The following is a 22389-nucleotide window of genomic DNA, read 5'->3' as shown; positions in this document are numbered from 1 at the left end:
CTGTGAGGTGGAATAGGAAAATGGATATCGCCACGACACCCCCTACCGAACGTCGCAAGCTCGCACTCGCCGCAGTGAAGGAACTCGGACCCCAGCGCACCGAGAAGGCCGTCCTCAAGGTTCGTTGTCCCAAGGGCCATACCGTAGCGGCGGTGTACAACACCACCGAGGGTCAGGTCGTGGTCTCCCGCAGCGGTCCCGGCGGCCGCGGCAACCGCGACCGCGAAGCGACACCGCACAACGGCACATCACTCAATTCGGAGTATGTGGACACCCTGGAGGTGACGCAGTTCGAGGACGACGCCATTCCGTCGGGATGCGCGTGCGGTCCGCGCTCGCTGTCGCGGAAGAAGATGCAGGACGCCGTGGCGACACACGCTCACGTCATCAACCTGACCTGATCCCTCACAGACCGAAACGCAACTGCACCCGGAACACGTCGAGCACCTCGTCGACCCACCCCAGGATCGACAGCGTCGAATCGATGTTCTGCGGTGGCGTACGCACAAGGGTGTCGTGCCGGAGCAGACGATCGAAATCCACGGCGACAGGACCGTTTCGCACCGTTCCGTTCGGCGACCGGAATTCGACGCCGGCACGCACCATCACGTCGATGATCTCCTGGGCGAGGATCCCGTAGGCGACCGTCGTCGGGTGCACACCGTCGAGGGAGAACAATCCCCCGCTGTCGCGACCGCCGTGACCGTCGGCCGACAGGAAACGCGTGTCCGGTACCGGGTCGAGCGCGGCGAGCGTCGGCGGTAGCGGGTACGGCTGCCACCACGCGGGTCGCGCATCGAGGTCGTCGACGTAGCGGCGCGCGGCCAGGCGGTCGAGGATGCCCGCGGTGTCGAGCAGATACCAGTCCAGTCCGGCACGTCGCGCGTCGGCGACCGCTTCGGTGATCGTCTCGTCGAACAGGTCGATCGCGGCGTCGACCATGCGGGCCTGCGCACCGGTGATGTGTTCGTCGCGGCTCGCATCGAAGCGGCGCGCGTCCACCCACGGCCGGGTGTAGTAGGGGAAGTACGGCGAGCCGTTCTTCGTCCCGATCCCCCGGGCGATCGGGGCGATGGTGACGTGCGGGACGGTGCACAGCACCACGTGCCGCGCGTCGATGTCGCGGAGCTTCGCGACGACCGCCGCGAACTCGCTGTCGAAATGTTCGGGCCGCCAGATCGTGTAGGCCTGTTTCGCGTCGAGGTCGCGGAAGTCGTCGCCGCTCCACACGACCTGCAATTCGGTGACGGTCTGCAGCGCGTTGTTCGAACCGAGGAAGACGACGAGTGTCTCGATGCCCGCCTCGGTGTCGCCGTCGTGCTCGGCACCGAGTTCGGCCGCGACGTCGAACAGTGTCATCTCGCGGCGCCGGTCGTCGGTGTTCGGATAGACGTACAGCGCCGCCCGCTCCCCGTTGTTCTCGACGAGTTGCCGCACGAGATCGTCGCGGGGTGTTGCGATGCGTTCGGCGCAGACGCGGGCGGTCTTCTGCAGCGCGTCGCGCAGATCCCAGCCGAAACACGACAGGTTGTGGAGATATCCGACGAGCGGTGGTGTCGCGCCGGGTCCGCGTTCCCAGTAGTCCTCGACCTCGTCCATGAAGCCGCGCGCCGTGAACAGCGCCGTCGGCAGCTCCCACGGTTGCAGCGTCGATCCGTGCCGCTCCTCGATCCGGCGCAACAGCACTTCGACGTTCAACGGCAGTCCGCCCGGTCCACCGAAGCGCGGGTATCGGAGATCGGCGCCGAGCTCGTGGGCGACGATCGCCGGGACGGAGACGTCGGTGTTGTAGATCGCGCCGCTCTGGAAGCCCTGCAGCAGGGAGTCGCCGAGCGCCACCAATCGGTGTGGCGGTGTGCCGCGGAAGGACCGGGGAACGTCGATGCCGAGGGTCGGGTCGAACACCGGCACCCGCGGCGGCCGGGCGGCACGGGCCACGACCGTGTCGGGTGTGCCCTCCGGGATCTCGTCGGCCGTCATCACGCCTCCTCGGCCCCCTCATCGAGGGTAGACAGACGGCAGCACCGTCGTGGCCGGATCCGGGATCGTCGACGGTGAACCCGATCCGGGCCGGCGCGTACCTTCGGAGCATGAGCGACGCCGACTTCGCCCACACCGATCGCGCCGAGAAGAACCGGCGGGACAAGGCCGTGACCCTGGCCCGGTATGCATGGAACCGCGGCATCTCGGGAGCCGAACTGCTCGCCATGACCGACGAGACGCGACGCAAGCTGGCGCGGGCCGCGGATGCGCATCCGCCGCGCACGATGGAGACCTGGGAACTCGCCGCGAGATTGATGGACGAGAAGACGGCGTGGGCGCAGAAGCACCCGGATCATCCGGCAGCGGTCCGCATCGACGAGGACGAGAAGATCATGTGGGTCAAACCGCCCGTGCGGTCCTGGTTCGAGTGACCCGGAGGAAATTGCCTTGCAGCAGAAGTTACCGAGTGCAACAATTTCCGATCGCCTCACCTCTGTGCAGGCCACCTTCGCCTGACAGCTCGATATTCCTATTCCGACAGGAACACCGTGACCACCACTTCGGAACCTCTGGTTCTCACCCAGCGACGGATCTGGATCATCTTCTCCGCGCTCATCGCGGGCATGATGCTCGCCAGCCTGGACCAGACGATCGTCTCCACTGCCATGCCCACGATCGTCGGGCAACTCGGCGGCGTCGAACACCAGGCGTGGATCACCACCGCCTACCTGCTCGCGGTGACCATCGTGATGCCGATCTACGGCAAGTTCGGCGACGTCTTCGGGCGCCGGTACCTGTTCCTCATCGCGATCGGCGTGTTCACCCTCGCCTCCGCGGCGTGCTCGATGACCGACGACTTCTGGACCTTCGTGGTCTTCCGCGCGATCCAGGGCTTCGGGGGTGGCGGTCTGATGATCCTGTCGCAGGCGATCATCGCCGACATCGTGCCCGCGAGCGAACGCGGTAAGTACATGGGCCCGCTCGGCGCGATCTTCGGTCTGTCGGCCGTCGGTGGCCCGCTGATCGGCGGCTTCTTCGTCGACCACTTGACGTGGGAGTGGTGCTTCTACATCAACGTGCCGGTCGGCATCATCGCGTTCGTCATCACCTGGTTCGCGCTGCGCCTGCCGGTGAAGAAGCCGACGAAGCGGATCGACATCCTCGGCGTGCTCACGCTCTCCCTCGCCACGACCTGCCTGATCTTCTTCACGGATTTCGGTGGCGACGCCGATCGCGGCTGGACCGCTCCGCTCACGTGGATGTTCGGCGCCGGACTCGTGGTGTTCGTGTGCCTGTTCGTGCTCGTCGAGTCGCGGGCGCAGGATCCGATCATCCCGCTGTCGCTGTTCCGCAACTCGATCTTCGTCAACGCCACGGCCATCGGTTTCGTCCTCGGCCTCGGCATGTTCTCGGCGATCGCGTTCATGCCGACCTTCCTGCAGATGTCGTCGGGCACCTCGGCCGCGGTCTCGGGTCTGTTGCTGCTGCCGATGATGGCCGGTCTGATGATCACCTCGATCGGCTCGGGTCTGGCCATCACCAAGACCCAGCGCTACAAGATCTATCCGATCGTCGGTTCGCTCATCACCGCGGCGGGCATGCTGTGGCTGACCACCCTCGAGGGCGACACCCCGCTGTGGGTGATCTGCTCGATGCTGTTCGTCTTCGGTCTGGGTCTCGGCCTGATCATGCAGGTCGTCATCCTGATCGTGCAGAACGCGGTGCCCGCCGACGAGATCGGCACCGCGACGAGCTCGAACAACTACTTCCGTGAGGTCGGTGCGGCGCTCGGTGTCGCGATCTTCGGCACCATCTTCACCAACCGCCTGGCGGAGAAGCTCGTCGAGGTCTTCACCGCGGCCGGTGCGACACCGGAGCAGGCCGGCCAGGCCACCGCGACCGTCGATCCGGCGGCGATGAAGCTGCTGCCCGATCCCGTCCGCGAAGGCATCGTCGACGCCTACGCCGACTCGCTGGCGCCGGTGTTCTGGTACCTCATCCCGTTCCTGCTCATCGCATTCGTCCTGGCGTGCTTCATCAAGGAGATCCCGCTCTCCGACGAAGCACTCATGGTCGCGCGTGGCGAGGCGATCGCCGACCCGTCGAAGGCGGCGAAGGCGGCGAAGGACGACGCCGTCGTGGTCGTCGAGGGGACCGAGGCCGGTGCGGACACTGCGGACAGCGGTTCGAAGCGGTCGTGATCGAATAGGCCGATCATCGGACGAGGGAACGGAGACGGCACGTGGGACGAACGATCACACCGGTTCGCGTCAAGGACGTGGTGATCGGTGAAGGCGCACCCACGATCCTCGTCCCCGTCACCGGCCGCACCCCCGAGGCGCTGCGCGAACAGATCGCGGCCGTCGCCGAGCGGGCCGACGTCGTCGAATGGCGCGTGGACTTCTTCCACACCGTCGACGACGTCGCCTCGGTGGTCGCGCAGGCCGGCTCGTTGTCCGAGCAGTTGCAGGGCACTCCCCTGCTCGCGACCTGCCGCACCGCCGACGAGGGCGGCGAGATCGCGATCGACGACGAGGCGTACGCCGATCTGACGGTCGCACTCGCCGAGAGCGGCGCGGTGGATCTGGTGGACGTCGAGTACCGCCGCGACCGTGCCGCCGTCGAGCGGATCGTCGCGGCGGCCCACGCCTGCGGTGTTGCGGTGGTGGCGTCGAACCACGACTTCGACGCCACTCCGCCGAAGGACGAGATCGTCGCGCGGCTACGCGAGATGCAGGAACTCGGCGCCGACATCTGCAAGATCGCCGTCATGCCGCAGTCGACGGCCGACGTGCTCACCCTGCTCGACGCGACCCGCACCATGCACGAGGACCACGCCGACCGACCGTTGATCACCATGTCGATGGGCGGCCTCGGCGTGGTGTCGCGGATCGCCGGGCAGGTCTTCGGATCGGCGGCGACGTTCGGGATGGTCGGCACCGCCTCGGCACCCGGGCAGGTCGACGCCGACGAACTGCGCTCGGTGCTCGGCCTCATCGACCGCGCTCGCTGATCACCACACGGCGGCGAGAGCGAGTCCGGCGGCCGCCGCGATGAGCGTGGTCGCCAGGGTGCCCAGCGCGATCGCGCAGGCGGCACCGTAGCGGCGCGCCACGATCAGGCGGACGGAGTCGACGCTGGTCGTGCTGAAGGTCGTGTAGCCGCCACAGAAACCGACTCCCGCGATCGTGAGCATCGTCGTCGGGGCGTCGTGGAGCAGCACCGCACCGGCCAGCAGCCCCAGCAGCAGCGATCCGGTGACGTTGATCAGCACCGTCGGCCACGGCAGGGACGACCCGGAACGGGCACGCAGCGCGCTGTCGACGACGAACCGCGTCACCGCACCGGCGCTGCCGGCCAGCGCCACCCACACCGCGATCATCGCCGTGCCGCTCGGCGACTCCCGAACCACGCGCCCAGCGCGACACCGATGCCGGTCGCGAGAAGGCCGACGAGCACCGTGCCGAGCGCATAGGTTGCCGCGGCGACGAGTTCACCGTCGCGCAGCAGCAGGTCGGTGTCGACCGCGAGCGCGCTGTAGGTGGTGAACGAGCCCAGCGCACCGGTGCCCACCCCGAGCCGGACCACCTGACGCCAGGAGGTGTCGGGACCGATGCGGATCAGTGCCTCGAGCAGGAATCCGAGCAGCAGCGCACCGAGGACGTTGATCGCGAAGGTCGTGACCGGCCAGCCCCCGGACTCGACGGGGAACCACCGGCCGAGGCCGTAGCGGGCACTCGTCCCGAGCAGACCGCCCACGGCGACCGCCGCCAGCGCCGACGGTCGCAGGTGCAGCGCTCTCGGCAGCGGGCGTTCGCCCTCGGTCAGTCCTGGTCCCACAACTTCAGAACCGTAGTGAGGATCTCCTCCGACGCACCGAGACCCCCGAGATGACTCTCGCCGGGCAGGTGGTGGAACTGGGCGTCGGGCAGCAGGTCCACCATGTGCAGGCCGTGTTCGATCGGGATGATGTGGTCGGTGTCGCCGTGCCACCACCGCACGGGCACCTTCACGTCGGAGACGCGGAAACCCCAGTCGCGGGTGAATACGACGATGTCGGCGAACGGCGCGGAGATCTGACGTCGGCTGCCGTTGAGCAGGTCGTCGAGGAACATCGTCTTGAACTCGGGACGGGCGAGGAGGCGGCGGTCGGGCTCGGGTGAGAACCGTCCGTACAGGTCGATGATCGGCGACGCGAACGGGCGCACCACGCGGATCGCCGCGCTCATCGCCACGCCGATGGGGACGCCCGCGGTCTGCAGTGCCGGCGCGACGAAGGCGCCCAGCTTCATCAGGTTGCTGTCGATCGACTCGGGACCGACGACCGGTGCCACACCGCCGAGGACCGCAGCCGCGACGACCCGTTCGCGCAGTGCATAGGCCGCGGCGAGGGTGTAGGGGCCGCCGCCGGACAGTCCGACGAGGGCCATGCGGTCGACCCCGAGGGTGTCGGCGACGATGCGCAGGTCGTCGCTGAACGCGAGGACGTTCTCGTAGATATGCGGTGTAGACGAGCCGATCCCCGGGCGGTCGATCCCGATGAGGCGGATGTGGTTCCGTTCGGCGAAGGCGCGGGCCTCGATGGGAACCTGGCGGCGCGCACCCGGCGTGCCGTGCAGCCAGAACACCGCGCGGCCCTGGGCCGACCCGAACTCGGCGAAACCGAGCCGGCGGCCCTCCCCGACCGCGACGGTGCCTTCGAGCTTGGGGCGTTCGACGTCCATGGCGCCAGCATGGCACGCACCCGCACGCCCGACCAGCGACCGTCCCGTGGCACGAATCGACGCAACCGAGATGTGATGCACGCTTCCCGAGCGGTTCTCGCCGGAGCGCCGCGAGGACAAGGTACACAAGTACGCGTGGGCGCCCTTCGGCGGTGGCGCGCATCGGTGCCTGGGCATGCATTTCTCGGGAGCGGAGATCAAGACGGTGCTGCACCATCTGCTGTTGCGTTTCCGCTGGCACGTGCCGGCCGACTACGTCGCGCCGATGAACTTCACGTCGTTGCCGTTCCCGAACGACGGGGGGCCGATCCACCTCCTTCCGAGGTGATCGGGCGTAGAAAGAAGGAGTGACCGCCGCCGACGAACTCGACGAACGTTTCGTCACCGCGGTGCGCGCTCTGCCCGGGCACGCACCGCCGACGCGTCCGGTCGACCGGCAGGTCGACGACGACCTGTTGGCGCGGTACTTCGACGCCCAGGTGCAGTCGCGGCACCTCGATGTCGCGGCCCGCACCCTGCAGGGACGCGGCGAAGGCTTCTACACCATCGCATCGGCGGGCCACGAATCGAACGCCGCGCTGGGCCTGTGCACGCGGGTGACGGATCCCGCTCCGCTGCACTACCGTTCGGGCGGTTTCTACGCGGCTCGCGCGTCGCTCGTCGAGGACAGCACCCCGATCCGCGACGTGCTCGCCGGATGTGCGGCGTCCACGCTCGATCCGATCTCGGCGGGCCGGCACAAGGTGTTCGGCAACGCCGGCCTGAACATCCTGCCGCAGACGTCGACCATCGCCTCGCACATGCCGCGGGCCGTCGGTCTCGCCCTCGCGCTACCGCGGATGCAGCGACTCGGGCTCGACGCGGCGTGGCCGTGGGATTCGGTGGTGGTGTGCAGTTTCGGTGATGCCTCGGCGAACCATTCGACGGCCGTCGGCGCCCTGAACGCGGCCGCCTACTGCCGGCACCGCGGGTTGCCGTTGCCGTTGCTGCTGGTGTGTGAGGACAACGGACTCGGCATCAGTGTGCCCACCCCGCCCGGCTGGCTCGAGCGGTCGCTGTCGTCGTATCCGGGGATCGAGTACCGGTCGGTGGACGGCGACGATGCGGTGGAGATGCTCGCTGCCGCAACCGATGCCGTGGAGACGGTGCGCACGACCCGGGCTCCGGTCCTGTTGCACGTGCGGGCAGTGCGTTTCCTCGGCCATGCCGGTTCCGACGTCGAGTCGGCCTACCGCAGCCCGTCGGATCTTGCCGCGGACCACGAGCGGGACCCACTGGTGGGTACGGCCCGTGAACTCGTCGCACGCGGAATGCTCGATGCGGCAGGGGTTCTCGACCGGTACGAGCGGATACGGGCCGAGGTCGGCTCCGTCGCGGACTCACTGACCCGGCCGCCGCGACTGGCGACCGCCGCCGACGTGATGCGCCCGCTCGAATCCGGGCTCGTGCTCGTCGACGACGATCCGCATCCTGCCGGTGAACCGCTCACGCTCGCCCGGGCCGTCACCCGCACGCTCGGACAGCTCCTCGAGGAGGATCCCCACGCCTGCGTGTTCGGCGAGGACGTCGGCCTCAAAGGCGGGGTCTACGGCGTCACCCGAGGGCTGCAGGAGCGCTTCGGGCGCCTGCGCGTGTTCGACACCCTGCTCGACGAGCAGACGATCCTCGGCACCGCGCTGGGCTTCGCCGTCGCGGGCATGCTGCCGATCCCGGAGATCCAGTACCTGGCTTACCTGCACAACGCCGAGGACCAGTTGCGCGGGGAGGCGGCGAGTCTGGCGTTCTTCTCCGACGGGCGGTACCGCAATCCGATGGTCGTGCGCATCGCTGGCCTGCCCTACCAGCGCGGCTTCGGCGGGCACTTCCACAACGACGATTCCGTCGCCGTGCTGCGCGACATCCCCGGTCTCGTGCTGGCCGTGCCGAGTTCACCCGCCACGGCCGGCGCCCTGCTGCGCACGTGCGTCGAGCTGGCTCGTCAGGAGGGCCGGGTGTGCGTCTACCTGGAACCGATCGCGCTGTACCACCGGCGCGACCTCTACGACGAGGGCGACGGACTGTGGCAGCAGATCCCCGACACCGCCGGGCTTCCACCGGGATCGGTGTGCGTCTACGGCGACGGGCGCGACGTGCTGGTGGTGACTTTCGGGAACGGGGTGCCGATGAGTCTGCGTGCCGTCCGTCGCGCGGGAGTCGCGGCAACCGTCCTCGACCTGCAGTGGTTGTCGCCGCTGCCGACGACCGCGCTGCTCGAACACGTCCGCCGCTTCGAGCGCGTGGTGGTGGTCGACGAGACGCGCCGCAGCGGAGGTGTCGCGGAATCGGTCGTCGCGACGCTCGTCGACGATGCGTGGCAGGGCCGGATCACGCGGGTCACCTCCCACGACAGCTACGTGCCCCTCGGGCCGGCCGCGGCGCACGTACTGATGTCGGAGGACGACATCGCGCGGGCCCTGCTGGAGGCGTGATCAGCAGGAAGCGGTATCAGCAGGAGGAGAGGATCCGCGACATCGCGTCGTGTTCAGCCTGGGTGACCCACAGTTCGTAGGTCGTCTTCACCTCGATCTGCCGCACGACGTACTCGCAATGGAAGGCGGTATTCGGCGGCAGCCACTCCGACGCGTCGGAGTCGCCCTTGCCCTGGTTGGTGGGGCCGTCGACGGCAATCAGGTTGCGCGGATCGTTCGCAAGATTCCGCTTCTGCTGGTCGTCCAGATGGCGGGCGCCCTTCTTCCACGCATCCGACAGGGCGACGACGTGGTCGATCTGCACGGCGGACGAGGTCTCGACCCCGCGACGGAAGGAAATCGTCTTCCCCGTGTACGGGTCCTCGAGCGTGCCGGCAGTGACCGTGCACTGCTTCTTCCCGGGCTCGAAGGAGACGTCGACGAGATCGCGCTGCAGGATGTCGTTACGAGTGTCGCAGCCGTTGCGCCCCAGGTCGACGGTCACTTCGTCGGTCCACGCCGAGCCGAACAGTGAGCGGTCGTAGCCGCTCTGCGATTCGGCGGGCCGGACGGGCAGTGCCTCCAGCGCCTCGAGGGCTTCGGAGGGGTTCTCGACCGTGCCCCCGCCGGTACCGCCCGGCTCGTCGTCCCCTATCGGTTCGAGGAGGACGACGGCCACGGAGACCACGACGAAGCACAGGATCCAGACCCAACGGGGAACGGACGACGTGCGAATACTCGCCATATGTCGATACTGCTACGAAGTCGTATTGCTACCGCTGCTTCCTACTTCGCGAGCGGGGGCATCTTCACGACCTGGCCCGCATAGGACAGGCCGGCACCGAACGCGAGGAGCAGCGCGGTGGATCCGACCCCGACCTGGCCGGTACGCAGCATCTTCTCCATCGCCAGCGGGATGGACGCGGCGGAGGTGTTGCCGGTCTCGATGATGTCGTCGGCGACCGCGACGGTCTCGGGCAGTTCGAGCTGCTTGACGATGACGTCGTTGATGCGCAGGTTGGCCTGGTGCGGGACGAAGGCGTCGAGGTCCGCGAGGGCCACGCCGGCCTTGTCGGCGATCTGCCGGGCGAACTTGCTCATCTCGAAGGCGGCCCAGCGGAAGACCGCGGTGCCCTCCATGATGATCCAGGGACGCTTCTGGTCCGGGTTGGTGGCGAAATCGACCCAGTCGGGTTCCTGACGGATCGCGTTGGCCTGCGAACCGTCGGAGCCCCAGACGGTGGGACCGACGCCGACCTCGTCGGACGGGCCGACGACCACGGCACCGGCACCGTCGCCGAAGATGAAGCGCACCGAGCGATCGGTGGGCTCGGTGGTGTCGCTCATGCGCTCGACACCGACGACGAGCACGTGCTCGGCCGTTCCGGCGCGCACGAGATCGGAGGCGACACCGAGGGCGTAGCAGAAGCCCGCGCAGCCGGCCTGGATGTCGAGCGCCGCGGCGCCGCCGGTGCCGATGCGGTCGGCGACGAGAGCCGCGGCCTGCGGGGTCTGGAAGGGGTAGGTGGAGGTCGCGACGATCACGGTGTCGATCTGCGCACCCGTGAGGCCGGCGGCCACGAGGGCCTGCTCGGCGGAGCTCGTCGCCATGTCGACGACCGACTCCTCCGGATGCTGCTTCGCGAAGCGGCGCTCCTTGATGCCGGACCGCGACTGGATCCATTCGTCGCTCGAGTCGATCTGCTGGCAGATCTCGTCGTTGGTGACGATGCGCTCGGGGCGGTGCACACCCAGACCGAGCAGCGCGCTGTTCCTCAGCGGGGCAGGGACAGCGATCTGTGCACCCATCAGACGAACTCCTCCTCCTCGACGTACCGCGTGTCGGCACATCGCATCCGGTCAACGATATCGCAGGTCACGATTTCGTCACAGCGCTACCCCGACGATGCGCTTCCGTAACCCTCACCGCAAGCGGGGGTCCCAATCGCCACGCGAGGCTAGCGTCGCGGTCATGGATGCACAGGCCTGGAACGAGAAGTACGCGGCGTCGGAACTGATCTGGGGCGCGCCGCCCAATCCGGTGATCGTCGAACACGTGACGTCGCTACCGCACGGTCGCGCCCTCGATCTCGGCTGCGGTGAAGGTCGTCACTCCCTGTGGTTGGCGACGCGCGGATGGGAAGTCGTGGGCGTCGACTTCTCCGAGGTCGCCCTCGACAAGGCCCGGCAGGTCGCTGCGCAGGCGCCGTCCCGCTCACGAGACCGGCTCCGCTACGTCCGCGCGGATGTGACGACCGACTCGTTCGACGGAGAGTATGACCTGATCCTCTCGGTCTTCCTGCATTTTCCTCCGCCACAGCGGAAGGCGCTTCTCGACCACGCGATCAATTCACTGAAACCTGAAGGAATCCTCATATTCCTGGGGCACGACGCAATAAATCCCCACGAAGGAGTGGGCGGACCCCAGGACAAGGAAATCCTCTACACACCAACCGATCTCGTCGAGGAAATCGACAGCAGATTGGACATCAGGATTGCCGAACGGCGATATCGGGAAACCGATGCGGGAACCGCGATCGACGCGCTCGTCGTGGCGAGCAAACCACCTCTTGGCAGTTAGTTGCCCGACGAGTAACATGGAGATGTTACCGACGAGTAATAACTTGGGCGGTACTTGAAGCCAGCTGGACCGCACCACACTGGGAGACACCGACGACATGGGCCATTACAAGAGCAACCTCCGCGACCTCGAGTTCAACCTCTTCGAGTTCCTGAAGATTCAGAAGGTCCTCGAAGCAGGCAAGTTCGGCGACCTGGACGAGGACACCGCGCGCGGCATCCTCGCCGAGGTCAAGACACTGACCGAGGGGCCGGCAGCCGAAGGCTTCGCCGACGCCGACCGCAACCCGCCGGTCTTCGACCCCGAGACCCATTCGGTGTCGCTTCCCGAGCCGTTCAAGAAGTCGTTCCGCGCCTGGTGGGACGCCGGTTACTGGTCCATGGGCATCCCCGAGGAGCTCGGCGGCACCGACTCACCGCGCAGCCTCCTGTGGGCCGTCAACGAGATGATGCTCGGCGCCCAGCCCGCGGCCTTCATGTACGCGGCCGGCCCCGCCTTCGCAGGCGTGCTCTACGACAACGGCACCGATGAGCAGAAGAAGTGGGCCGCCACCTGCGTCGAGCGCGGCTGGGGCGCCACCATGGTCCTCACCGAGCCCGACGCCGGTTCCGACGTCGGCGCCGGTCGCACCAAGGCGATCAAGCAGGACGACGGCTCCTGGCACATCGAAGGTGTCAAGCGGTTCATCACCTCGGCCGACTCCGACGACCTGTTCGAGAACATCTTCCACCTCGTCCTCGCCCGCCCCGAGGGCGCCGGCCCCGGCACCAAGGGCCTGTCGCTGTTCTTCGTCCCGAAGTTCCACTTCGACTTCGAGAAGGACGAGTTGGGCGAGCGCAACGGCGTGTTCGTCACCAACGTCGAACACAAGATGGGCCTCAATGCCTCCGCGACCTGCGAGGTCACCTTCGGTGGCCACGGCGTTCCGGCCAAGGGCTGGCTCGTCGGCGAGGTCCACAACGGCATCGCACAGATGTTCGACGTCATCGAGCACGCCCGCATGATGGTCGGCACGAAGGCCATCGCGACCCTGTCGACCGGCTACCTCAATGCCCTCGACTACGCCAAGGAGCGCATCCAGGGCGCCGACCTGACCCAGATGTCCGACAAGACCGCCCCGCGCGTGTCGATCATGCACCACCCGGACGTGCGGCGTTCGCTGGCGATGCAGAAGGCCTACTCCGAGGGCCTGCGCGCCGTGTACCTGTACACCGCGGCGCACCAGGACGACGTCGTCGCCGAGCAGGTCTCGGGTGCCGACGCCGCTCTCGCGCACCGCATCAACGACCTGCTGCTGCCGGTCGTCAAGGGTTGCGGCTCCGAGCGGGCCTACCAGTACCTGAAGGATTCGCTCCAGACCCTCGGCGGTTCGGGCTTCCTGCAGGACTACCCGATCGAGCAGTACATCCGCGACTCGAAGATCGACTCGCTGTACGAGGGCACCACGGCCATCCAGGCGCAGGACTTCTTCTTCCGCAAGATCGCCCGCGACCGTGGCGTGGCGCTCGCCCACATCGCCGGTGAGATCAAGAAGTTCGTCGAGCGCGACGACGCCGACCAGCGTCTGAAGAAGGAGCGCACGCTCCTGGCCACCGCGCTCGGCGAGACCCAGACGATGGTCGCGACGCTCACCCAGTACCTCATGGGTGCGCAGGAACAGCCCACCGAGCTGTACAAGGTCGGCCTCGGTTCGGTCCGTTTCCTCGAGGCGTTCGGCGACCTGATGATCGGCTGGCTGCTGCTCGAGCACGCCGAGATCGCTCTCTCCGCGCTCGACGCCGGCGTCGATGCCTCGGACAAGGCGTTCTACGAGGGCAAGGTCGCGGCCGCGTCCTTCTTCGCCAAGAACGTCCTGCCGGAGCTGAGCGTCGCGCGTCAGATCATCACCGACGTCGACCTCGACATCATGGAGCTCGACGAAGCAGCGTTCTGATCGAACCGCTCACGGCGGTAGCGCGATAGACGAGACCGACGTTGTGCGCGATTTCCCCCACGGATTTCGCACACGACGTCGGTCTCGTCGTTTCTCGGGAGCAGCTCCGCCTCCTCGACGGCCAGATCCCCGACGTGGTGCCGCTTCCGGAGTGACGAAGTAAGGGGAGGTTGTGTGCGTGTTCCTTCACCGGAACCGCACACAACCTCCCCGAAGTTTCGAGGACGTCCGCTACTCCTCTTCGGTTCCACCCGCTGCAGGTGCCTCGACTGCCGGCGCTTCGGCCGCAGGCGATTCGGGTGCGGGCGCCGGTGCGTCCTCGGCCTCGGCGTCCTCCGATCCGGTGTCGCCGGAGGTCGCGTCGCCGCCGCCCGAGGGCTCGTCGCTCGGTTTCGGTTCGGGGCTGATGCACTTCACGATCGGGACCGGGTCGTACCGGACCGTTCGGGTCGCGCTCGAGATCTGCGCGCCCGTCCGTGCGTCGGTGACGATCCGGGTGTCGGTGACGGTGAAGCCCTGCGCGCCGCTCGACGGAATGCAGGCCGAACCGGCGGGCAACGTGATCGTGTTGGGCGAGGTGAAGTTCGTGCGGTTGCCGGTGACCGACTGGACGTCGACGGTCTTGGTGCCCCAGATGCGCACCGTGATGTCCGAGCTCGTGCCGATCGTCTGGATCAGGACGCCCGTGTCGAACGGGTTGCGGAACTTCAGGTCGATGGCGCCGTCGTAGATCGTGGCCTCGCGGGCCGCCGGGTACCGGGAGATGTAGTAACTGTGCTCGGTGTGCTCGACGTCCTCCATCCCGGCGAAGTAGGTCGCGTTGTAGAGGGTGGTCGCGAGCTGGCTGATGCCACCGCCCACGGCCTTACCGGGACGTCCGGCCTCGATGATGCCCGACTCGATGTACCCCTGCGCCGCACCGCGCGGACCGGTGTAGTCGTTGAAGGAGAAGGTCTCCCCCGGCTTCACGATGGCGCCGTTGATCTCCTGCGCGGCCAGCCGGATGTTGACGCCGGAAGCGTATTCGAAGCCGCTGGTGGTGAACTCCGAGACCACCTCCCTGATGCCGAGCTTCTCGGCGCCTTCGGTGGTGAGTTCGGGTTCGGCCTTCCTGTACACCGCGTCGGTGCTGCGGTCGCCCGCTTCCTTCAGCAGGTCGGGCAACCTCTCGAGGGTGACGGGCCAGTCGACCATCTCGCCGGTCTCGCTGGGCACGATCGTCGGACGACCACCGTCGAGGACGATCCGCGCATCCTTCGGTTCGGTCTCCGACGGGGCGAGCTGCGGCGCCAGGATGCCGATCGCGGCCTCGGTGTCGTACTGCGGTTCGAGTCCGCCCGAACCGTCCGGCACGAACGACAGGACAGCGCCCACCGCATCGCGCGGCAGCACACCGACGGCCCCGTCGAGTCCCCGGACGACCAGATCCTGTGCCACGGCCGGAACGGCGACCTCCGCCAGCGCCCGGTCGAGGCCCTCGCGGGTGACGGTGACGTCGACGCTCTCGACGGGCAGCGAGACATCACCGTACGGCCAGCGCTCGGCGAAGACGTCGCCCGCGACTGCGACGTCGAGCTGCTGGCCGGGCTGCGGCGTCACCGGAACGGGTGTGCCGTCCTCGAAGACGATGTTGCCCTCGCGCGGTTCGTGCGCGGCGGCAGCGGCGGCCTTTTCGATGGCTGCGGACAGGGCGACCTCGTCGCGTGTGGAGACCACGCCGACTTCGTCGTTCCCGAAGAACGACGCGAGTCGCGTGAACGGATTGAGCGGCTGCGAACCCACCTGGTCGAGGGTCGCGGGCCAGTCGATCCCGATCCCGGCCTCCGAGGGCACGATCTGCCCCTGAGTGTCGCCGGCGGTGACGTCGACGGGCATGTCGAGCCGCGGCGTCAGTTGTTCGGTGAGCTCTGCCTCCGCCGCGTCGAGCGACATGCCGCCGATCTCGACACCTGCGACGGTGACACCGCGCGGCACCTTGCCCGACGACAACGCCAGATCGGCCACGTAGAACACGGCGAACAGTGCGACGACGCCACCGACGACGAGCGCGATCGTGCGCCGGGGCAGATTCGATCCAGGCTTGCCCGGTTCGTCGCCGTCTCCGCCGGAACCTCGCGGTCCGCCGGTGGGCGGAGGAGTGACAGGAGGCGGTCCCTGCGGCGGCGGACCCGCCTGCATCTGCTGGGTCGGCTGGTCGCCCTGCGGTGGGTGGGCGGCCGAGGGCATTGCCGTCGACGTGGGTGGGACGGGAGCCCCCGCCTGTTCGGGACCGGGCTGTGCCGGGTTCTGTTCCCCCTGCAAACGGAGGAGCCGATCGGTGGCGGCGGACGATCCGTCACCCGGTGCCCGGTTTCCCGGCGCGACGACCGGGATGACCGCGGTGGGCTCCTCCGAGGGATGGACCTTCTGGGTCGGGGGTTCGTCAGCACCGGTGGGAGCCGCCTGGTTCGTGCCATCGGCTCGGACCTCTGTGGGAGCCTGCGAGGCAGCCGTGGCCTCGGTTTGCGACTCGGTCACATCACTCGCCTGCGACTCGGTGACACTGCTCGCCTGCGACTCGGTGACACTGCTCGCCTGCGACTCGGTGACACTGCTCGCCTTCGCCTCGGCCACCTCCCGGTGAGGATCGACCGCTTCGAACCGCTCGGTAGGAGCCGACGCGCCTTCACCCTCACGAGCGGATTCCGGCGACGAACCGATGTTCTCGGTCCGTGCGTCGTCGTGCTCGTGAGGGGACTCGTCGGTCCCGTTGCTGCCGCTCACCCAGATCCCTTCGCAAAGCTGGGCACGCCTTCGAATTCGCGCGCCGACTACCTGCTTTCAAGGGTAGTGCCCCGGTTCAGAGCGGCTGCGCCCGGAATGCGAAGACCCCGCGTTGCTACCAGGTCGGGGGTCAGGCAGCAGCGCGGGGTCGATGGGTCTATCGCTGTCCGTCGCGGAGCGTTACACACCGAACGGAACTATTTCTCTCAACGACTTCCGAGGGGTGTCGATCAGGCCTCGAGAATCGCCGTCACGCCCTGTCCACCTGCGGCGCAGATGGAGATCAGGCCGCGGACGGGCTTGCCGGTCTCCTGCTTCTTCTCGTGCAGCATCTTGGCCAGCGAGGCCACGATCCGGCCGCCGGTCGCGGCGAACGGGTGGCCGGCCGCGAGCGACGAGCCGTTGACGTTGAGCTTGCTGCGGTCGATCGAGCCGAGCGGGGCGTCGAGGCCCAGCTTGCCCTTGCAGTACTCCTCCGATTCGAACGCCTGGAGGGTGGCGAGCACCACGGAAGCGAACGCCTCGTGGATCTCGTAGAAGTCGAAATCCTGCAGGGTCAGGCCGTTGCGCTGCAGCAGGCGCGGGATGGCGTAGGTGGGTGCCATGAGCAGCCCGTCGCCACCGTGGATGTAGTCGACCGCGGCGGTCTCGGAGTCGACGAGGTAGGCGAGCACGGGGAGCTTACGCTCGGCGGCCCACTCCTCGCTCGCCAGCAACGCGGCCGACGCGCCGTCGGTGAGCGGCGTCGAGTTACCGGCGGTCATGGTGGCGTCGCCCAGCTTGGTGCCGAAGACCGGCTTCAGCGTCGACAGCTTCTCGACCGACGAGTCGGGACGCAGGTTGTCGTCGCGGGTCAGCCCGAGGAACGGGGTGACGAGGTCGTCGAAGAAGCCCCGGTCGTAGGCGGCGGCCATGTTGCGGTGGCTCGCCACGGCCAGTTCGTCCTGCGCCTCGCGGGAGACACCGAATTCCTTGGCGGTGATCGCGGCGTGCTCACCCATCGACAGGCCGGTGCGCGGCTCGCCGTTGCGCGGGATCTCGATGCCGAGCATCGACGGGCGGACGTTGCCGAGCAGCTTGACCCGGTCGGCCGTGGTGCGGGCCCGGTTCAGGGAGAGCAGGAACTCGCGGAGCTGGTTGTTCACGGCGATCGGGGCGTCGGAGGTGGTGTCGACGCCGCCGCCGATACCCGCCTCGATCCGTCCGGCGGCGATGGCGTCGCCGACCGCGATGATCGACTGCAGGCCGGTGCCGCAGGCCTGCTGGAGATCCCAGGCCGGGGTGTAGGGGCTCAGCGCGCTGCCGAGCACGCTCTCGCGGACGAGGTTGAAGTCGCGGGCGTGCTTGAGGACCGCACCGCCGACGACGGCACCGAGGCGCTCACCCTGCAGGTTGAAGCGGCCGACGAGACCGTCGAGGGTGGCGGTGAACATGTCCTGGTTGGACGCGCGGGCGTACTTGCGGTCGGACCGGGCGAACGGGATCCGGTTGCCTCCGAGAACGGCGACACGGCGCTGCTGCGTGGAACGGGCTTTGGTGGTCACTGGTGTCTCCCGGTTTCGGACGGATTCGAATTCTGGCTACTATTCTTACTCACGGGTAAGTTTGTTGTCGAACACGCTTGCTGTCGAACACTGCACCGACGACCGAATCGAAGAAGGTGGAATCGTGGCCGAAGCCAAGGGCGCACCCAAGCTCTACGCCCAGCTCATCTCGTCCGCACCCGGAGCGTTCCTCGCCAAGCAGTTCGGTCTGCCACAGCCCGAGAAGCTCCGGCGCTACCAGCCCGGCGAGCCCCCGCTCCCCGGCCCCGTCCTGCTCGGCGGCAACGGCCGCCTGGTCGAACCGATCCGCAACCTCCTGAGCGACTACACGTTCGCCGAGCCGTCCGACACGAAGTTCGGCGCACTCGTCTTCGACGCTACCGGCATCACCGACCCCGCGGGGCTCGAACAGCTCTTCACGTTCTTCCAGCCCACCTTGCGCAATCTCGCCCCGAGCGGCCGCGTCGTCGTCCTCGGCACCACGCCCGAGGAGGCCGGGTCGGTCGACGAGCGCATCGCCCAGCGCGCCCTCGAGGGCTTCACGCGCAGCGTCGGCAAGGAACTGCGTCGCGGTGCCACCGTGCAGCTCGTCTACGTCTCCCCGAAGGCCGCGACCGGCCTGTCCGGCGTGGAGTCGACGCTGCGCTTCCTGCTCTCGGCGAAGTCGGCCTTCGTCGACGCCCAGGTGATCCGCATCGGTGAGGGTGACGCCACGGCCCCCGAGTCCTGGGAGCGCCCGCTTGCCGGCAAGGTCGCGGTCGTCACCGGCGCGGCCCGCGGCATCGGCGCGACGATCGCCGAGGTCCTCGCCCGCGACGGCGCGACCGTCGTCGCTGCCGACGTCCCCGCTGCAGGCGACGCGCTGACCCAGACCGCCAACAGGGTCGGCGGCACCGCCTTCGCGCTCGACGTCACCGCCCCCGACGCCGGCGAGAAGCTAGCCGCTCACCTGCTCGAGCGTCACGGCGGCGCCGACATCATCGTCCACAACGCCGGCATCACCCGCGACAAGCTGCTCGTCAACATGGACGCCGCTCGCTGGAATTCCGTGATGGGCGTGAATCTGATCGCCCCGCGGAAGATCACCGACGTGCTCGTCGAGAAGGGCGCGCTGAAGGAGGGTGGCCGGGTCATCGACGTGTCGTCGATCGCCGGTATCGCCGGTAACCGCGGCCAGACCAATTACGGCGCCTCGAAGGCCGGTGTCATCGGCCTCGTCCAGGCGACCAGCGAGGCGCTCGCCGACAAGAAGATCACCGTCAACGCCGTCGCTCCGGGCTTCATCGAGACCGCCATGACGGCCGCGATCCCGGTCGCCACCCGCGAGGCCGGTCGTCTGATGAGCTCGCTGCAGCAGGGCGGTGAGACCGTCGACGTCGCCGAGACCGTCGCGTGGTTCGCGAACCCCGCGTCGAGCGCCGTGACCGGGCAGGTCGTGCGCGTGTGCGGCCAGTCCATGCTGGGGGCCTAGATGGCACGGATCGAACTGCCCTCGCTGCCGTCGACCTTCGACATCTACAGCCGGGCCGTACTCGGGGCGCTGCCCGTGGTGGGCGCGTCGGGCGACAGTCTGCCCGACGACGTCCTGGTCCTGCGGTCGCTGAAGGTCGATCCCGACGATCTCGCCGAGTACACCAAGGTGTGCGGGTTGCGGTTCGGCGACAGCCTGCCGCTGACCTATCCGTTCATCCTCACGTTCCCGCTCGTGATGAAACTGATGGTGTCGAAGGGCTTTCCGTTCGCCGCCGTCGGTTCGGTGCACGCCGAGAACGTGATCGAGCAGTTCCGGCCGATCTCGGTCACCGAGCCGCTCGACATCGCGGTGCACGCGGAGAACATGCGCGAACACCGTAAGGGCCTGCTCGTCGATCTCGTCAGCGAGGTCAACGTCGGACGCGAGTTGGTGTGGCGGCAGACGTCGACCTTCCTGCACCAGCAGCGCACGTCGCTGTCGGGTCAGCCCAAGCCGGAGCCGAAGGAGGAGGAGATCCCCCCGGTCCCCACCTCCACACTGCGGGTCGACCAGAAGGTCATCGACCGCTATGCGGCGGTCTCCGGTGACCGCAACCCGATCCACGTGTCGACCCTGGGCGCCAAGGCCTTCGGATTCCCGAAGACCATCGCCCACGGCATGTGGAGCGCGGCGGCCACCCTCTCGGCCGTCGAGGGACGGATCCCCGGCAAGGTGACCTACGCGGTGCGATTCGGGAAGCCGGTCCTGCTGCCGTCGTCGCTGAGCCTGTACGCGCAGCACGTCGCCGACGGATGGGATCTCGCACTGCGGCATCCGAAGAAGCAGTACCCGCACCTGACCGCCACCCTGCGGTAGGGCGGGGAATCACCGAGATTTCGGGCGGGGCGGGACGCGATGGGGGCGTCCCGCCCCGCCCGAACCCTCGTGCGGTGAATATCCTTGTGGCCGAGGTGTTCCCGGCGGGACGGATCAGTGCATCTGATCGGAGCGCTTGCGTCCCGCGAGACCGCGCCATGCGAGGTTCTCGAGCAGATCCGCTGCCTGCTGCACATCGATCTCACCGCCGGCGATGCGGTCGGCGACGGCCTCACCGGCACCGACGAGCGCGACGGCCATGATCGTGAAGTTCGTGTCGGGTTCCGGATCGCGCGTGCTCGATTCGAGCAAGTGCGCGGTGAGTTCGATCAGCCGGTCGCGGCTGCCCTGCACCTGGGGCGCGAAGGCCTGCTGCGACAGCGCCTGACGATAGAGGACCATCCACGACGGCCGGTGCTCGTCGACGAAGCCGAGGAACGACTCGAGCGCGACCCGCAGTTGTTCACGCGGGGCGAGGGTGGGGTCGCCCGCCGGTGTGAGTGCCTCGACGAACCGCTGCCCTTCGCGGGCGATACACGCCGCGAACAACTCGTCCTTCGACCCGTAGTACAGGTAGAGCATCGGCTTGGAGATCGACGCCCGCGCCGCGATGGCGTCCATGGATGTGTTGTGGAAACCGTGCTCGGAGAACACTTCGACGGCGGCGTCCAGCATCTGTTGCTCGCGGACCGCACGCGGCAGTCGCTTGGTTCCGCCCGCCATGACTCCTCCCGGACTCCTCGAATGAAGTTCTTACTCTACGGTAGGAAGCCTGTGGTCGAAGCAACCTGCGACATTTCAGCAGTCCAGAGCGCCCTTCGCGCGTGTCACGGTCCGTACCGACTCGTCGACCCATTCCGGTGAGAGCGTGCCCTCCGCGACGACCTGCTCGAGATGGTCGAGCACGGCGGGCACCTCGTCGGTGGTCAGCCACAGTGCCTGGTTCACGCCCGCCACCATCGCGGCCTCGACGGCCTCGGTGATGCCGTAGGTGTCGGTGATCGCGCGCATCCCCGACAGATCGTCGGTGAAGATCACGCCACCGAAGGCGGGGCCGCCGTAGGCACCCGAGCGGAGCAGGTCCACCGCTGCCGGGCTGATGCTCGCGGGCAGCCCGCCGGTCAGACCCGGCACGTCGAGGTGGCCGAGCATGACGCCCACCTCGGGCGAGACCAGGCTGCGGTACGGCACAAGATCGCTCTGCTGCAGTTGCTCGATCGGTGGGGTGGTCACGGCACCGGTGTGCGAATCACCGGAGGCCGAGCCGTGTCCCGGGAAGTGCTTGAGCACCGGCATGATGCCCGCGTCGATCAGTCCCCGCGCATAGGCGCCGGCGTACTGCGTGACGACCTCGGGATCGTCGGAGAACGAGCGGTCGCCGATGACGGAGTCGTCGGGCTGGCTGCTCACGTCGACGTCCGGCGCGAAGTCGACCGTGATGCCCAGCGACTTCAGTTCCTGTCCACGTTCGAACGCCATTCGGTAGGTCTCGTCGACCGTCATCGTCTGCGCCGTCACCCGCGCGGACGGATCGGGCCCGAACAGGTCGCCCACGCGCGACACGCGGCCGCCCTCCTCGTCGATCGTGACCATGAGCGGCAATGCGCTCCGCGCGGCCACCTGCGGCACGAGACGGTCGGTGAGCATCGACGCGTCGGTCCAGCTGCCGATGAAGATGCCACCGATCTGCTCGGATTCGACGACGGCCTGCGCGTCGGCGGCTCCGGTGACCCCGACGTTGAGCAACTGGGCGAGCTTCTGCCGCAGCGTCAACCGGGCGAGCAGATCGTCGCCGCAGGTCGCCGACGTCGCGGCCGCGGTCGCCTCGGTGGTCGTGGCGGTCGCTGTGGTGGACGAGGCGGGCGCGGTGTCGGACGTCGTCTCGACCGGGTCGTCGCCGCCCGAATCGGACGAACCGCATCCCGCGGTGGTGAGGGCGACCGCGAGCACGGCGGCGACAGTGTGACGGATCCGCATGGTGCCGACGGTAGCGGACGAACCTCGCGGATCCACAGCTCGAACCTCCCCCGGGGACGCTCCGGCGGGTTAAGGTGCACCCGAGCATCCGAATCCGACCCAGGGGGT

At 68.1% G+C, this 22389-nt stretch carries 19 protein-coding genes and 1 pseudogene; 10 read left to right on the top strand and 10 right to left on the bottom strand.

The window, feature by feature from the left end; genetic code table 11:
- The first annotated feature begins 20 nt into the window (after positions 1 to 20).
- Positions 21 to 401: a hypothetical protein gene (locus BLV31_RS06460; RefSeq protein ID WP_016696235.1), complete on the top strand. Its 381-nt coding sequence runs from the start codon at positions 21 to 23 to the stop codon at positions 399 to 401.
- A 4-nt stretch (positions 402 to 405) separates the two neighbouring features.
- On the opposite strand, the gene BLV31_RS06455 is transcribed toward BLV31_RS06460, so the two are convergent.
- On the bottom strand, positions 406 to 1980 hold the full coding sequence (locus BLV31_RS06455) for an SGNH/GDSL hydrolase family protein (RefSeq protein WP_064062068.1): 1575 nt from the start codon (positions 1978 to 1980) through the stop codon (positions 406 to 408).
- A gap of 110 nt (positions 1981 to 2090) precedes the next feature.
- On the opposite strand from BLV31_RS06455, the gene BLV31_RS06450 reads away from it, so the two are divergent.
- The 3 genes from BLV31_RS06450 (at position 2091) to aroD (ending at position 4996) form a co-directional block, all read left to right on the top strand.
- The gene (locus tag BLV31_RS06450) at positions 2091 to 2414 is read left to right on the top strand and encodes a hypothetical protein (protein ID WP_064062075.1); all 324 of its coding nucleotides are present in this window, start codon (positions 2091 to 2093) and stop codon (positions 2412 to 2414) included.
- A gap of 117 nt (positions 2415 to 2531) precedes the next feature.
- Positions 2532 to 4184 (top strand): MDR family MFS transporter, encoded by a 1653-nt coding sequence (locus tag BLV31_RS06445; protein WP_064062069.1) that lies wholly within the window; start codon positions 2532 to 2534, stop codon positions 4182 to 4184.
- Between the two features lie 41 nt (positions 4185 to 4225).
- Positions 4226 to 4996: a type I 3-dehydroquinate dehydratase gene (gene aroD / locus BLV31_RS06440; protein ID WP_064062070.1), complete on the top strand. Its 771-nt coding sequence runs from the start codon at positions 4226 to 4228 to the stop codon at positions 4994 to 4996.
- Here the strand turns inward: aroD and BLV31_RS06435 are convergent, their stop codons facing one another.
- From BLV31_RS06435 to BLV31_RS06425, 3 genes are read right to left on the bottom strand one after another with little or no spacing between them, the layout of a single operon-like run.
- On the bottom strand, positions 4997 to 5365 hold the full coding sequence (locus tag BLV31_RS06435) for a fluoride efflux transporter FluC (protein ID WP_064062071.1): 369 nt from the start codon (positions 5363 to 5365) through the stop codon (positions 4997 to 4999).
- Complete coding sequence (locus BLV31_RS06430) at positions 5362 to 5823, bottom strand: fluoride efflux transporter FluC (RefSeq protein ID WP_019290899.1); 462 nt, start codon at positions 5821 to 5823, stop codon at positions 5362 to 5364. The genes BLV31_RS06435 and BLV31_RS06430 overlap by 4 nt, the downstream gene beginning before the upstream one ends.
- Positions 5808 to 6707 carry an alpha/beta fold hydrolase gene (locus BLV31_RS06425; protein WP_064062072.1) on the bottom strand — a complete coding sequence of 300 codons (900 nt, stop codon included), beginning with the start codon at positions 6705 to 6707 and terminating at the stop codon, positions 5808 to 5810. The genes BLV31_RS06430 and BLV31_RS06425 overlap by 16 nt, the downstream gene beginning before the upstream one ends.
- A gap of 85 nt (positions 6708 to 6792) precedes the next feature.
- On the opposite strand from BLV31_RS06425, the pseudogene BLV31_RS06420 reads away from it, so the two are divergent.
- Positions 6793 to 7035, top strand: a pseudogene (locus tag BLV31_RS06420) (cytochrome P450); the annotation flags it as partial.
- A 19-nt stretch (positions 7036 to 7054) separates the two neighbouring features.
- Positions 7055 to 9175, top strand: coding sequence for a thiamine pyrophosphate-dependent enzyme (locus BLV31_RS06415; protein ID WP_139192936.1), 2121 nt, complete (start codon positions 7055 to 7057; stop codon positions 9173 to 9175).
- A 16-nt stretch (positions 9176 to 9191) separates the two neighbouring features.
- Here the strand turns inward: BLV31_RS06415 and BLV31_RS06410 are convergent, their stop codons facing one another.
- Together BLV31_RS06410 and BLV31_RS06405 are read right to left on the bottom strand one after the other, a co-directional pair.
- Positions 9192 to 9899 (bottom strand): HNH endonuclease family protein, encoded by a 708-nt coding sequence (locus BLV31_RS06410; protein WP_006552660.1) that lies wholly within the window; start codon positions 9897 to 9899, stop codon positions 9192 to 9194.
- A gap of 41 nt (positions 9900 to 9940) precedes the next feature.
- Positions 9941 to 10963 carry a beta-ketoacyl-ACP synthase III gene (locus BLV31_RS06405; protein WP_006552661.1) on the bottom strand — a complete coding sequence of 341 codons (1023 nt, stop codon included), beginning with the start codon at positions 10961 to 10963 and terminating at the stop codon, positions 9941 to 9943.
- Positions 10964 to 11126: 163 nt separating this feature from the next.
- Here BLV31_RS06405 and BLV31_RS06400 point away from each other — a divergent pair, with 163 nt between their 5' ends.
- On the top strand, positions 11127 to 11735 hold the full coding sequence (locus BLV31_RS06400) for a class I SAM-dependent methyltransferase (protein ID WP_064062073.1): 609 nt from the start codon (positions 11127 to 11129) through the stop codon (positions 11733 to 11735).
- Positions 11736 to 11832: 97 nt separating this feature from the next.
- Positions 11833 to 13668 carry an acyl-CoA dehydrogenase gene (locus BLV31_RS06395; RefSeq protein WP_006552663.1) on the top strand — a complete coding sequence of 612 codons (1836 nt, stop codon included), beginning with the start codon at positions 11833 to 11835 and terminating at the stop codon, positions 13666 to 13668.
- Between the two features lie 231 nt (positions 13669 to 13899).
- On the opposite strand, the gene BLV31_RS06390 is transcribed toward BLV31_RS06395, so the two are convergent.
- Both BLV31_RS06390 and BLV31_RS06385 read right to left on the bottom strand, forming a co-directional pair.
- Positions 13900 to 16431: a VanW family protein gene (locus BLV31_RS06390; RefSeq protein WP_064062074.1), complete on the bottom strand. Its 2532-nt coding sequence runs from the start codon at positions 16429 to 16431 to the stop codon at positions 13900 to 13902.
- 230 nt (positions 16432 to 16661) lie between these two features.
- Positions 16662 to 17975, bottom strand: coding sequence for an acetyl-CoA C-acetyltransferase (locus tag BLV31_RS06385; RefSeq protein ID WP_006552665.1), 1314 nt, complete (start codon positions 17973 to 17975; stop codon positions 16662 to 16664).
- A gap of 124 nt (positions 17976 to 18099) precedes the next feature.
- Between BLV31_RS06385 and BLV31_RS06380 the strand changes: the two genes are divergently transcribed.
- Together BLV31_RS06380 and BLV31_RS06375 are read left to right on the top strand one after the other, a co-directional pair.
- Positions 18100 to 19446, top strand: coding sequence for a 3-oxoacyl-ACP reductase (locus tag BLV31_RS06380; protein ID WP_072740558.1), 1347 nt, complete (start codon positions 18100 to 18102; stop codon positions 19444 to 19446).
- The gene (locus BLV31_RS06375) at positions 19447 to 20304 is read left to right on the top strand and encodes a MaoC/PaaZ C-terminal domain-containing protein (protein ID WP_033096310.1); all 858 of its coding nucleotides are present in this window, start codon (positions 19447 to 19449) and stop codon (positions 20302 to 20304) included.
- A gap of 114 nt (positions 20305 to 20418) precedes the next feature.
- On the opposite strand, the gene BLV31_RS06370 is transcribed toward BLV31_RS06375, so the two are convergent.
- A complete protein-coding gene (locus BLV31_RS06370; protein ID WP_006552668.1) occupies positions 20419 to 21027 on the bottom strand; it encodes a TetR/AcrR family transcriptional regulator in 609 nt (202 codons plus the stop codon).
- A gap of 75 nt (positions 21028 to 21102) precedes the next feature.
- Positions 21103 to 22281 (bottom strand): glycoside hydrolase family 3 N-terminal domain-containing protein, encoded by a 1179-nt coding sequence (locus tag BLV31_RS06365; RefSeq protein WP_024102046.1) that lies wholly within the window; start codon positions 22279 to 22281, stop codon positions 21103 to 21105.
- Positions 22282 to 22389: the final 108 nt, after the last annotated feature.

Origin of the sequence: Rhodococcus pyridinivorans (genome assembly GCF_900105195.1) — a bacterium.
GTDB classification, from domain to species: domain Bacteria; phylum Actinomycetota; class Actinomycetes; order Mycobacteriales; family Mycobacteriaceae; genus Rhodococcus; species Rhodococcus pyridinivorans.
The sequence above is the reverse complement of the archived record's forward strand: the minus strand, read 5'-3'. Positions and strand labels throughout refer to the sequence as shown.